The organism is Promicromonospora panici (genome assembly GCF_900608595.1).
GTDB lineage: Bacteria > Actinomycetota > Actinomycetes > Actinomycetales > Cellulomonadaceae > Promicromonospora > Promicromonospora panici.
This window is the reverse complement of sequence record NZ_UWYY01000027.1, coordinates 50,511-63,284: the sequence shown is the minus strand read 5'-3', so window position 1 is coordinate 63,284 and position 12,774 is coordinate 50,511. Positions and strand designations below refer to the sequence as shown.

Here is a 12,774-nt window from a genome sequence, read left to right as displayed (position 1 = left end):
CTGACGGTCTGCCGACCGCTCACCCGACGTGTAAGGGAAACGCGATATGAGTGACCGGGCTTGGCTCGTCGTCGGGCTCGGCAACCCCGGACCGAAGTACGCCGGCAACCGGCACAACGTGGGTCAGATGGTGCTGGACCTGCTCGCCGAGCGCACCGGCGCTCGCTTCTCCAAGCACCCGCGGGCGCAGGCTGTCGTCGCCGAGGGACGGCTCGGTGTTCTGCCGGGCGGTGCGCCCGGGCCACGCGTGATCCTGGCCAAGCCGACCACGTACATGAACGTCTCGGGCGGCCCGGTCAGCGCGCTCGCCAAGTACTACGACGTCGACCCCGACCAGGTGGTCATGGTGCACGACGAGGTGGACATCCCCTTCGACACGATCAAGCTGAAGATCGGCGGCGGCGAGGGTGGCCACAACGGGCTGCGCGACACCACCAAGGCGCTCGGGACCAAGGACTACTACCGGGTCCGGGTCGGCGTCGGCCGCCCGCCGGGCCGCATGGACACGGCTGACCACGTGCTCAGGGACTTCTCCGGCACGGAGAAGAAGGACCTCCCGATCCTGGTGGACGACGCCGCGGACGCCGTCGAGCTGCTGGTCACCGAGGGCCTGCTGGCCGCCCAGGGCAAGTTCCACACGAGCGCGCCGAGGTAGAACTGCAGCGAGGTAGAACTGCAGCGAGGTAGAACTGCAGCGAGGTAGAACTCTGGCGAGGTAGAACCGCAGCACGCGCTGCGGTTCTACTTCGCTGCAGTTCTACCTCGGCGGGGCCGCCTCGGCTCCCGCCCACGTCGTCAGGTAGCTCTCCGGGCCGCGGGCCAGGTCGTCGATGAGGTCCTGGCCGCCCACGAGGCGCAGGTCCTCGACGTAGTCGGGCACCAGGCCGTAGTGCGCGACGCCGTCGACGTTGACGTCCCAGGTGCGCTGACCGGTGGTCTGCCGGTCGAGGAGCGTGCCGCCGTCGAAGGACCGGAACGGGTAGGTGACGGAGTTCGCTGCGACGTCCGCCCGGGGCGGCGGCGTGCCGCCGAACCCGTTCATGTCGAAACCGAACCCGATCCCCGCGCCGTACCTGTCGCGTACGGGCGCGGTGCGGTTGTATTCCTCGACGAACTCGTGCGCGGCGTGCCCGTAGATCGTGGCGAACCCGCCGAGGTCGTAGAGGCGGTCGAGGTAGCGCTCGTCCATCCAGGAGTGCGTCGACAGGACACCGGGGTAGTCGGTCTCCTCGAGGATGTCGAGCGTCTGGTCGGCGGCCTTCGCGCTCATGTGGTCGATCTCGACCATCATATTCCGCTCGACCAGACCGCGGACGGCGTAGGCACCGAGCCCGCTCAGGCCGTGCGTGTTGCAGAGTGTCCCCGGCGGGTAGAGGGGCAGGACAGGCGGGAGGTCGTCCTCCAGTGCGGGCGGGAGCTCGCCGTTGCCTGGATTGTGGTCGTGCGGCTGGTCCGCGGGGCAGGAGCGCGCGTCCCACCACGTGCCGGTGGAGAGGAACTGGCCGGCGTTGATGATCGTGCCCATGGACCCTTCGTCGAACCGCACGCCGCACAGCGCGTTGTCGAACTTGTGGCACAGGTACATCGAGCGGACGCCGAGGTCGTACAGCTCGTCGAGGCCCGCGTCGATGTCGGCCCGGGAGCAGTTGGGAATCCGGAGGGTCTGCTTGCAGCCGAACGGCTCCGACGTCTCGACGCCGAGCACGACGGCGAGCTTGCCCTCCTCGATCACCTGCCGAGCCTCCTCGCTGCTGGTCACTATGCGGAACCAGCCGCGGCCCGGTCCGCCGTACTGAGCGTCGACGTACGCCTGCAGGTCGTAGGTGTCCTGCGCCTGGCGGCGGATCGCCGTCATCTCGTCACAGCTCTGGTGCGTGCCCGGGTTGATGCTGCACAGGAGCCCGTTGGTGACGAGGTCGTTGACGAGCACGCGCTGCCCACCGCGCCAGGCCCGCTCGACCCAGCGGTAGTACATCTGCTGATGCGTGAGGGAGTCGTGGGCCGGCCAGTCGGCGAAGGTGGGCCAGCCAGTCGTGTCGTGCGTGCCGATGGGGGAGCCGTCGCGGGTGAGGTTCTCCAGCAGGGCACCGAGGCCGTGCGGCTCGTGCGACAGGCAGTCGCGCAGCGCCGTCTCGATCCCGTCCTCCGAGAAGACCTTGCCGCAGAGAGCCGCTCCCCCCATGCCGTCCTGCATGAACAGGTGGCTGTGCGCGTCGATCAGGCCGTACACGGTCCCGTCGGGCCGGGTGCCGGTGAAGGGCGTGCCGGTGACGTTGACCTCGGACTCCGGGCTGGGGAGTGTGGGTTCGGCCAGTGCCGCTGTGGTGACGGCGGCGGGTCGCGGTCCGGTGTCCGCGTTCGTGGCCGACGCCGGTACCAGCGCCGCCGCGCTGAGGGAGGCCGCGGTCATGGCCGTCACGAGAACTGCCGTCTGTCTGATGCGTCGCAGGCGTTGCACGAGACCTCCCGCTGGCCGGGGCGAGGCCGGGGACCCGCCTGGTCGTGACGGCGTCGTTGCCGTTACTGAGTGCCACACAGTAACAGGAAGATCACCCAGAGGGTAGATATCGGTCAAGAGCCCTTTGCCCGATTCAACCTGTCACGTACAGGTCACCCGAGTGACCCACACGTCTGACACGTGGCTGGACCCTCGCGCAGGTCGAGCGCGCAGGCTCCCGGACATGACCTCATCGCACGTGGCCCGACGCCGGCCGCACCGCTCGGGCGTGGGCGGGCCGCTCCCGGCGTCCTACCTGGTGTGGCTCGCCGCCACCACGGCCTCCCAGCTCGGCGACGTCGTGTTCGGCTTCGCGGTCGGCTGGGTGGCGGCCGAGCACGGCGGTTCCGCCGCCGGCCTGGTGCTCGCGGCCGGGAGCCTGCCGTCGGTCCTGCTGCTCCTGCTCGGCGGGGCCGTCGCAGACCGGTTCGGCGCGCGCCGCGTGATGATCGCGGGCGACGCCGTGATGGTCGTGGTGTCGCTCGCGCTGGCGGTCGCCGTCCTGCACGCGGGTACGCCACTGTGGCTCCTGCTCGCGGCGAGCGCGCTGCGCGGAGTGGTGTCGGCGTTCTACCGGCCGTCGGCGGGGTCGATGCCACGGCGCCTCGTCGCCGACGCGCAGCTCACGCGGGCCCTGGCCCTGCGGCAGAGTGCGGCCCAGGCGGTCCTCCTGCTGGGCGCGCCGCTCGCCGGGATCCTGGTGGCGGCCGGCGGCCTCGGCTCGGTGGCGCTGCTAGACGCAGGCACGTTCCTGGTTGTGCTTGTCGTCCTGCTGCTGGTCCGGCCCCGGTACGCGACGCCGTCGTCGGACCCGGGTGTACCGGTGTGGCGGGCGGCCCTCGACGGCGTGCGCGTGGTGCGCCGGACGCCAGGCCTACCAGCTGCGCTGGGGCTGACCGGCGGAGCCGCCGCGTTCCTCCTGCCGACCACGTCTCTTGTGCTTCCGCTCCTGGCGCGCCACGCCGGATGGGACGCGTCGGCCGCGGGGATGGTCATGGGGGCTCAGGGGGCGGGCATCGTCCTGGTCACCGCGGTCGTCGCGCGGCGCGGTGGTTCGCGGAGGCCTGGTGTGGCGGCGTCGGGTGGGCTCGTCGCCGCGGCACTGGGGCAGGCTGGGCTGGTGGCCGCGGCTTCGATCCCCGTCGGCGCGGCCTCGGGATGGCCGACCGTCGTGGCGGCGACTGCCATGGGGTTTGCCGTAGGGGTCGGCAGTGGGCTGTTCACCGCCCACCTCGCACCGGTGGTGCTCGGCTCCGCCCCGCGTACGCACCTCGCGCGTGTGCAGGCGCTGGTGGGGTTGGTGCAGGTCCTGGCCCTGACGATCACCAACCCGGCGCTGGGCGCTCTCGCGAGTGCGACGTCGCCAGCCGTCGCCGGGGGTGTCTGCGCGCTGGGGCTGCTCGCTTGTGCGGCCGGGGGTGCGACAGCCCTGCGGCGGTTGACCCTCGATCAGGTCGAGGGTGCACAGTGAACCCATGCACGAACACCTCCACGGCATCGGCGCGGTGGCGCGGAGAAGCGGGCTCCCGGTGAGCGCACTTCGCTTCTACGACGCCGCGGGTGTCCTCCGCCCTGCGTGGTGCGACCCCGTCACCGGCTACCGCTGGTACTCCAGCGAGCAAGTGAGCCAGGCCAGTCTGATCGCGCGGCTGCGCCAGGTCGAGATGCCGCTGGCCGACATCACCGAGGTGCTCGCGAGCCGCCACCGGCCGGACGAGGCGCTGACCGTGCTGGACCGGCACCTTCACGCGCTCGAATCGCGGTTCGCCCTCGCGCTGGAGCAACTGTCCGACGCCCGCGAGCTCCTCGCCGACCTGCCTGTCACTCGCTTCGAGGTGTCCGCCGCGGATCTTACGCAAGCGCTCGCCGCGGTCCGCTACGCCGTGGCATCCGACCAAGCCTGGCCCGCGCTGACCGGCATCCTGCTCGACTGCTCCGCCGGCGTGCTGCGGCTGGTGGCCTGCGACCGCGCCCGGCTCGCTGTCGCCTCGATGCCGGTGGAGCGCCTCGACGGGCCGCCGATACAGGTGGTCGTGCCGCCGTCGGTCCTGGAGTCCTTGCCCGACAGGGAGGGCGGGTCGCCCGGCGCCGTCGGGTTGTCGGTCGAGATGCGCGCCGACCGGGTCTCGTTCAGTGCTCCTGGGGCGGAGCCGGTCGTGGCCGAGCCGGTCGCGGCTGAGTACCCGGACTACCGGACGCTGCTGCGGGCAACCTGGACCCGAGAGGTGCGCATTCCGGCATCAGACCTGGTCAGCCGGGTTGTGGACCGGGACCCGGCTGTCGACCGAGCCAGGCCCGACGTCGTGGCGGTGCTGCTGGGAGACCGCGGCGTCGACGTCGTGCAACCGAGCGTGCCGGGCGCGGTGGCGTACGACCGCGCCTACCTGCTGGAGGCGCTCGCGGCGACGGGCGGGGACGACGTAGTGCTGTCTCTCGACGCGGCACGTCGGGTTCTGGCGGTGGCGCGCCAGGACCGCCCGGAGGACCGAAGCCTGCTCATGCCGGTCCGGCTCCGGCTGGAACAAAACGCATACAGCTAGCTCGATCTGTATGCGCTTTGTTCCGCTAGGAGTTCGGGTATCAGCCGCCCGAGTCCGTCAGGCGGCGCGGCGGGGCGAACAGCCAGCGCGCCCCGATCCGCGGCGCCAGCGAACCTAGCCCCAGCCCGACGGCGATCGCCGCCACCCAGAGCGCGACCGGCAGCCACTGCGACTGCGGCGCGGGGATCCAGATGCCGTTCCGCCACAGCACCGAGAGCAGCGCGAGCACCACGGACGTGTGCGTGACGAACACCGGCAGCGTCCGTGCGCCGAGCCACTGCAACCCGAGTGACCTGGGCAGATACCGCGTGCCGGGTGCCCGGGAGGCCAGGGCGCTCACCGCCACGCCCGCCGGGACCCCCGCGATGTTGGCCAGCAGGTAGAACCCGGGGACGCCGGCGAGGTCGAGCTCGCGCACGGTGACCTGGATCCCGAGCCAGACGGCGACGGCGCCCAGCGCCCAGAGCCAGGTGACCCGCTCGGCGAACCGCTCGAACAGCGGTCGCAGGTGCAGCCCGGCCAGGAAGAACAGCACAAACTGGGCGGTACCCCGCCACGCAATGGTCTCCGGCTCCCAGCCGGCCAGTGCCCACCCGCTCACGCCGGCGGCCAGCACCAGCTGAACCGGGACCGGAACCCGGCGCAGGGCCCGCGCGATCACGAAGAACGCCGCGAGCGTCCAGATGAACCACAGCTCGGAGCGGGGTATCAGCGGCGACCAGGCGAGTTCGTGCGCGAGGGTCCCCCAGTCGGCGTCGGGCACCTGGTAGTAGCCGGTGAGCAGGCGGACCACCAGGGAGATCGGCTCCCACAGGACAAAGACCCAGGCGAAGTAGAGCAGCTTGCCGCGGGCGAGGCGGGACCACGACGCCGCCACCCACTTCGCGGCGAACATGCCCGCGACCGCGAAGAACAGGGGCATCCGCAGGCTGCGCAGCGTCTCGTTGATCTCGCGCAGGACGCCCACCTCGTACCCGGTCGACCACGTCCAGTTGGTCGCGTGGTAGAGCACGACGAGGCCGATGGCGAGGCCGCGGGCGGTGTCGGGCCAGGCGAGGCGGACGGGGGTGCGGTGCCCGACGGCGGCGTCGCGCCCCGGTTCCGACCGGCCCGCGTGCCGCGGGGTTCCGGGTGGGGTGAACATCGCCGGTCATCGTACGTGCCGGGTGTGACACAAAGGCGACGAGCAAGCACTGTCGGTGGCCGGGAGTAGCCTGGGTCCAGCCCCTCACTCGTGACCCGTACCCCGGGTCATGCCCGTGAAGGGCCCGTAGTCGTGCGCCATCGAAGGACAGATCTCCATGAACCTCACCGGCCTTCTGCCTACCCTCCTGAGCGATCCCGGGGCCTCCGCCGCGGTGGAACACGTGCGCGCCCGTGGCTTCGCGGACGTGGTGGGCCCGGTCGGCGTGCGCCCGCCCCTGCTGGCGGCCGCGGCCGGGCAGCGCCCGCTCGTGGTCGTCGCCGCGACGGGCCGCGAGGCCGACGACCTGGCCGCGAGCCTGCGCAGCTACCTCCCGGAGGACCGCGCCGACGACGTCGCCGTGCTCCCCGCCTGGGAGACCCTGCCGCACGAGCGGCTCAGCCCGCGCGCGGACACGGTGGCCAAGCGCCTCGCGGTGTTCCGCCGGCTGGCCCACCCTGCCGAGGGTCACGGGCAGGCGGGCGCGATCCGGATCCTGGTGATGCCGGTCCGCGCCCTGTTGCAGCCCGTCGTCGACGGCCTGGGGGAGCTGGAGCCGGTCCAGCTCGACATCGGTGCCACGGCAGACCTGACCGACGTCGCCGAGCGGCTCACCGCCGCGGCGTACACGCGCGTCGACATGGTGGAGCGGCGCGGAGAGTTCGCGGTGCGCGGCGGCATCCTCGACGTCTTCCCGCCCACGGAGGACCACCCGTTGCGGTGCGAGTTCTGGGGCGACGAGATCACGGAGATCCGCTGGTTCGCCGTGGCCGACCAGCGCAGCCTCGAGCTCGCGGAGCGCGGCGTCTGGGCGCCGCCGTGCCGCGAGATCCTGCTGGACGACGCCGTTCGGGCGCGGGCGGCGGAGCTCGTCGAGAGCCTGCCGGGTGCGGTCGAGATGCTCGACAAGCTCGCCGCCGGCGTCGCCGTCGAAGGCATGGAGTCGCTCGCGCCGGTCCTGGTGGACCGCATGATTCCCGTCCTGGAGCTCGTGCCCGACGACGCGCTGCTCGTGGTCAACGAGCCCGAGCGCGTGCGCCGGCGCGCGCACGACCTCGTGGCGACGACCGAGGAGTTCCTCGCCGCGGCCTGGACCGGCGCCGTCGCCGGCGGCGCCGCGCCCATCGACCTGTCCGCCGCTTCCTTCGAGACCTTCGCCGAGGTGCGCGAGATCGCCGCCCGGCGCGGCCTCGGCTGGTGGACCCTCTCGTCGTTCACGCAGGACACCGAGCTCGCCGACGTGTCAGACACACAGGTCACCGGAGTGACGTCAGCGTCTGGCACGTCCGGGGAGAACGTGTTCACGATCAGCGCGCGGGATGTCGAGTCGTACCGCGGCGACCTCGCACGCGCCCTCGACGACGTCCACGGGCTGCAGGTCGCGAGCTGGCGGCTCGTTCTCACCACAGAGGGTCACGGACCCGCGAAGCGCATGACGGAACAGCTCTCAGCGGCGGGCACCGCGGCCCGGCTGGTGGTCTCGCTCGAGGACGAGCCGGAGCCCGGCGTCGTGCACGTGGTCGCGGGCGGTGCCGGCAAGGGCTTCGTGGCACCCGACCTGAAGCTCGCGGTCTTCTCCGAGCAGGACCTCACGGGACGGGCCGGCTCGGGCACGCGCGACATGCGCAAGATGCCCAGCCGGCGCCGCAACGTCGTGGACCCGCTCCAGCTCAAGGCGGGCGACTTCGTGGTGCACGAGCAGCACGGCGTCGGCCGGTTCGTCGAGATGGCGCAGCGCACCATGGGCACCGGCGGCAACCGGGCCACGCGCGAGTACCTCGTGATCGAGTACGCGAGCAGCAAGCGCGGCCAGCCGGGGGACCGGCTGTTCGTGCCCACCGACCAGCTCGATCAGGTCACCAAGTACACGGGCGGCGAGTCGCCGTCCCTGTCCAAGATGGGCGGCGCCGACTGGAAGAACACCAAGGCGAAGGCCCGCAAGCACGTCAAGGAGATCGCGAGCGAGCTGATCCGGCTCTACAGCGCGCGGATGGCTACCCAGGGCCATGCCTACGGGCCCGACACCCCGTGGCAGCGCGAGCTCGAGGACGCCTTCGCCTATGTCGAGACGCCGGACCAGCTCGCCACGATCGACGAGGTCAAGGCCGACATGGAGAAGTCCGTGCCGATGGACCGCCTGGTCTGCGGCGACGTCGGCTACGGCAAGACGGAGATCGCGATCCGGGCCGCGTTCAAGGCGGTGCAGGACGGCAAGCAGGTGGCGATCCTCGTCCCCACGACGCTCCTGGTGCAGCAGCACTTCGAGACGTTCTCCGAGCGGTACACCGGGTTCCCCGTCAACGTGCGGGCGCTGAGCCGCTTCCAGTCCGCCAAGGAGTCCGAGGAGACGATGGCCGGTCTCAAGGACGGCAGTGTTGACATCGTCATCGGCACGCACCGCCTCATCACCGGCTCGGTCGTCTTCAAGGACCTGGGCCTCGTGGTCATCGACGAGGAGCAGCGGTTCGGCGTCGAGCACAAGGAGACGCTCAAGCAGCTGCGCACCAACGTGGACGTGCTGGCGATGTCCGCCACCCCGATCCCGCGCACGCTCGAGATGGCAGTGACCGGCATCCGCGAGATGTCCACGCTGGCCACGCCGCCGGAGGAGCGGCACCCGGTGCTCACCTACGTGGGCGCCTTCGAGGAGAAGCAGATCGCAGCCGCCCTGCGACGCGAGCTGCTGCGCGAGGGCCAGGTCTTCTACGTGCACAACAAGGTGGAGACCATCCAGCGCACCGCCTCCCGCCTGAACGAGCTGGTGCCCGAGGCCCGCATCGGCGTCGCGCACGGCAAGATGAGCGAGCACCAGCTCGACCAGGTCATCCGCGCCTTCTGGGAGAAGGAGCTCGACGTGCTCGTGTGCACCACGATCATCGAGACCGGCCTGGACATCTCCAACGCCAACACCCTGATCCTCGAGCGCTCCGACATGCTGGGCCTGTCCCAGCTGCACCAGCTCCGCGGGCGTGTGGGCCGCGGGCGCGAGCGCGCGTACGCGTACTTCCTCTATCCGCCGGAGAAGCCGCTGACCGAGACGGCGCACGACCGGCTCGCCACCATGGCCGCCCACACCGACCTCGGCGCGGGCATGCAGATCGCCATGAAGGACCTGGAGATCCGCGGCGCGGGCAACCTGCTCGGCGGCGAGCAGTCCGGCCACATCGCCGGCGTCGGGTTCGACCTCTACGTGCGCATGGTGGGCGAGGCGGTCTCCGCCTTCCGCGGCGACCGCGAGGAGGAGGCCCCCGAGGTCACCATCGAGCTGCCCGTCGACGCCCACCTGCCCGAGACCTACATCGCCACCGAGCGGCTGCGGCTCGAGGCGTACAAGAAGATCGCCACCGCCCAGGACGCCGCGGCGCTCGCCGAGGTGCGCGCGGAGCTCACCGACCGCTACGGCACGCTGCCCGACGTCGCGGACGCCCTGTTCGACGTCGCCGACTTCCGCAACCACGCCCGCCAGGCGGGGCTCACGGACATCACGGCGCAGGGCAAGTACGTGCGGTTCGCGCCAGTGAACCTGCCCGAGTCGGCACAGCTGCGGCTCAAGCGGCTCTACCCCGGGACGATCCTCAAGCCCGCGATCCGGGCGGTGCTCGTGCCGTTCCCGACCACGGCCCGGATCGGCGGACGGCCGCTGCGGGGTACCGAGGTGCTGGAGTGGGCGCGCGGCCTCATCGATGCCGTGATTCTGGCGGATGTGGGGGCTGCGGCTAAGGTCGGCACCAGCGCCTGACCGAGTGTCCGCCCCGCTGTGTCCCTCACGGTGGGCGTAGGTGAAACTCGAATTCACAGTAACTTGCCAGGACCGTATAGGCTCCACCCGCGTAACTCGCTCATCATGTCTTTTTTGTGTGGAGGACCCCGCATGGCTCTCGGACACCGCATGCGTGCGGTCATCGGCTCAGTAGCGGCAGCAACCGCTCTCGGAGCCCTGGTGGCTGGCTGCTCGCTCGAATCGCCGCAAGCGGCGGAGGGTGACGGACAGGAGGTCGAGGTGAACGCCGAGCTGCGCGCTCTGCTGCCCGGCGAACTGCGAGCCGAGTCCACGCGCATCACGGTCGGTACGGAATCGGGCTACCCGCCCTTCGAGTACACGAATGAGGCCGGACGCATCGTCGGGTTCGAGATCGACCTGTTCGACGCTGCCTCGGACCGGCTGGGTCTGAAGTACACGTTCCATGACATGCCGTGGGACTCGCTGATCGACGAGCTGTATGCGAGCAACGTCGACGTCGTTGCTGCCGCCATGTCGGACACCGCCGAGCGTCAGGTCGAGTCCGACTTCGTGGACTACTACAACGACAGCGACGCGATCATGGTCCCGGCCGGCAACCCCGACGGGATCAAGACGCTCAAGGACCTGTGCGGCCGCAAGGTCGCCGTTCTCGGTGGCACGGCGGTGGAGGACTACACGTCGCAGCAGTCGGCGCTGATCGCGCTCAACGAGAACGAATGCAAGGCCAAGCCGGTCACGATCATGCCGTTCGGCACCGACGCCGATGCGCTGGCGCAGGTCCAGGCGGGCAAGGCGGACGCCGAGCTCACCCAGTGGTCGACGGGTGCCTACAACGCGAAGCAGGTCGGCTCGGGTGACGTCTTCGAGGTGGCGAACACCGAGGTCATCAACCCGACGCCGCTGGGCTTCCGGTTCCTCAAGGGTGACGTCGAGATGGTTCGGGCCTACCAGGCTTCACTGCAGAGCTTGATCGACGACGGCACATACGCCGAGATCCTCGAGAAGCACGACCTCTCGGTCGGCGCGCTGAAGACGGCCACGGTCAACAACCAGAATCCGCAGTGACGTACCGCTGAACGTCGCGCAGAACGGGTCGTCCCACACCGTGGGGCGGCCCGTTCTGCTGTACCCGCACGTCCGTCGCGCCCGGCGCCACCAGAGCCCGAACAAATAATGGTCACCCTAGTGACCATTACGGCGCCCGTCGGCTAGCCTGGTAACCGAAGGGAGTTTGTCATGGCCAGAACGTCCCTCCGGACCCGGCGCGACCTCGCCTCACTCGGCGAACACGTCCGCGCCTGGCGCAAGATCCACGGCCTCACGGCCCAGCTCGTCGCCGACCGCGCGGGCATCACCCGCACCACGCTGCGAGCCATCGAGACCGGCACCGGAACCGTCAGCCTCGAGAACACGTTTGCCGTGTTGCGTGTGCTCGGCGTGGCGGACGCCGTCGTCGGCGCGAGCGACCCGTTGACCACCGAGATGGGCAGGTTTCACGCGGAACGTGCCCTGCCGCAGCGGGTAAGAGTCTCCAGCTGAGGAAGTGAGCCACATTGTCGATACATGTCGAGGTCGAACTGCCCGGTGGCGGACAGATCCGCGCCGGTGACCTCGACATGCACCTCAATCGTGGTGGCGCCCTGGTGGGCTGCACATTCCGCTACGACGCCGCTTACCTCCGCGACGCGCGCGCGTACGCCCTGTGCCCGGAGCTGCCGCTGACGCCGGGGAACATCCCGTCGGGCAGCGACCGGCCCCTGTTCGGCGTCCTCGCCGACTGCCAGCCCGACCAGTGGGGCCGCACGCTCCTGTTCAACGCCGAGCGGCGCGCCGCTCGCGCGGAGGGCCGCGGGTTCATGACCCTCACCGAGGTCGACTTCCTGCTCGGCGTGCAGGACGAGACCCGCCTGGGCGCGCTGCGCTTCTCGCTCGATGACGGCAAGACGTTCATGGGGCCGCCGCGCGCGGAGGTACCCGACCTGGTGGAGCTGCCGTCGCTCACGGACGCCGCGGACGCCGTCGCGCAGCACCGGGAGACGGACCACGACGTGCGGCTCCTGGTCGCGGCCGGAACCTCCATGGGCGGGGCCCGGCCGAAGGTGACCGTCAAGGACGACAAGGGCGACCTGTGGATGGCGAAGCTGCCCGAGAGCGGCGACCGGTGGGACGTGCAGGCCTGGGAGTACCTGACGCTGCGGCTGGCCTCGGACGCCGGCATCGAGGTGCCGGTGGCGCGGCTGCACCGCATCGGGCCGGCGCGCTCCATCCTGCTAACGCGCCGCTTCGACCGGCGTCCGGACGGCGGCCGCATCGGCTTCCTGTCCGCCGACAGCCTGACGCAGAAGGCGTTCTTCGAGGTCATCGACTACCGGACCCTCGCGGAGACGCTCGCCGACCACTCGGGCCGGCCGGCCACTGACGGGCACGACCTGTTCCGCCGCGTCGCGTTCACGCTGCTCGTGCGCAACGTGGACGACCACATGAAGAACCACGGCTTCCTGCGCCGCCATGACGGCTGGTCGCTGTCGCCGCTGTTCGACGTGAACCCGAACCCGTTCGCCGTCGCGGAGTCGACGCCGCTGCGCCCGGGCGGGTCCCGCATCGACCGGGACGTGCGGGTGCTGCTGGCCACCGCGGACTCCTACGGGCTGCGCCAGGACGACGCCCGGCGGGTGCTCGCCGAGGTGGCGACGGCGACGTCCGGCTGGACACGCATCGCGCGCGACATGTCGCTCCCGGCCGAGGAGATCGCGCTGATGGCGGAGGCTTTCGAGAACCCGAACCGCGACGAGGCCCAGGCGGCCTGAGGGTT

Annotated in this window: 9 protein-coding genes; 7 read left to right on the top strand and 2 right to left on the bottom strand. The window is 70.9% G+C overall.

Annotated features, from left to right (window positions below):
- Positions 1 to 46: 46 nt before the first annotated feature.
- Positions 47 to 655, top strand: a complete 609-nt coding sequence (gene pth / locus EW117_RS25645; RefSeq protein ID WP_129789569.1) for an aminoacyl-tRNA hydrolase — start codon at positions 47 to 49, stop codon at positions 653 to 655.
- 102 nt (positions 656 to 757) lie between these two features.
- Here the strand turns inward: pth and EW117_RS25640 are convergent, their stop codons facing one another.
- Positions 758 to 2,410, bottom strand: a complete 1,653-nt coding sequence (locus EW117_RS25640; RefSeq protein WP_129789568.1) for an amidohydrolase family protein — start codon at positions 2,408 to 2,410, stop codon at positions 758 to 760.
- Between the two features lie 271 nt (positions 2,411 to 2,681).
- On the opposite strand from EW117_RS25640, the gene EW117_RS25635 reads away from it, so the two are divergent.
- Positions 2,682 to 3,968, top strand: coding sequence for an MFS transporter (locus EW117_RS25635; protein WP_129789567.1), 1,287 nt, complete (start codon positions 2,682 to 2,684; stop codon positions 3,966 to 3,968).
- Positions 3,969 to 3,972: 4 nt separating this feature from the next.
- Positions 3,973 to 5,037, top strand: coding sequence for a DNA polymerase III subunit beta family protein (locus EW117_RS25630; protein WP_129789566.1), 1,065 nt, complete (start codon positions 3,973 to 3,975; stop codon positions 5,035 to 5,037).
- Between the two features lie 40 nt (positions 5,038 to 5,077).
- On the opposite strand, the gene EW117_RS25625 is transcribed toward EW117_RS25630, so the two are convergent.
- Positions 5,078 to 6,181, bottom strand: coding sequence for an acyltransferase family protein (locus EW117_RS25625; protein WP_129789565.1), 1,104 nt, complete (start codon positions 6,179 to 6,181; stop codon positions 5,078 to 5,080).
- Positions 6,182 to 6,338: 157 nt separating this feature from the next.
- On the opposite strand from EW117_RS25625, the gene mfd reads away from it, so the two are divergent.
- The 4 genes from mfd to EW117_RS25605 all read left to right on the top strand — a co-directional run bounded on the left by mfd (position 6,339) and on the right by EW117_RS25605 (position 12,769).
- Complete coding sequence (gene mfd / locus EW117_RS25620) at positions 6,339 to 9,959, top strand: transcription-repair coupling factor (protein ID WP_129789564.1); 3,621 nt, start codon at positions 6,339 to 6,341, stop codon at positions 9,957 to 9,959.
- Between the two features lie 132 nt (positions 9,960 to 10,091).
- Positions 10,092 to 11,027 carry an ABC transporter substrate-binding protein gene (locus EW117_RS25615; RefSeq protein ID WP_165362866.1) on the top strand — a complete coding sequence of 312 codons (936 nt, stop codon included), beginning with the start codon at positions 10,092 to 10,094 and terminating at the stop codon, positions 11,025 to 11,027.
- 171 nt (positions 11,028 to 11,198) lie between these two features.
- Complete coding sequence (locus tag EW117_RS25610) at positions 11,199 to 11,501, top strand: helix-turn-helix transcriptional regulator (protein ID WP_129789562.1); 303 nt, start codon at positions 11,199 to 11,201, stop codon at positions 11,499 to 11,501.
- A 14-nt stretch (positions 11,502 to 11,515) separates the two neighbouring features.
- Positions 11,516 to 12,769 (top strand): type II toxin-antitoxin system HipA family toxin, encoded by a 1,254-nt coding sequence (locus EW117_RS25605; protein ID WP_129789561.1) that lies wholly within the window; start codon positions 11,516 to 11,518, stop codon positions 12,767 to 12,769.
- Positions 12,770 to 12,774: the final 5 nt, after the last annotated feature.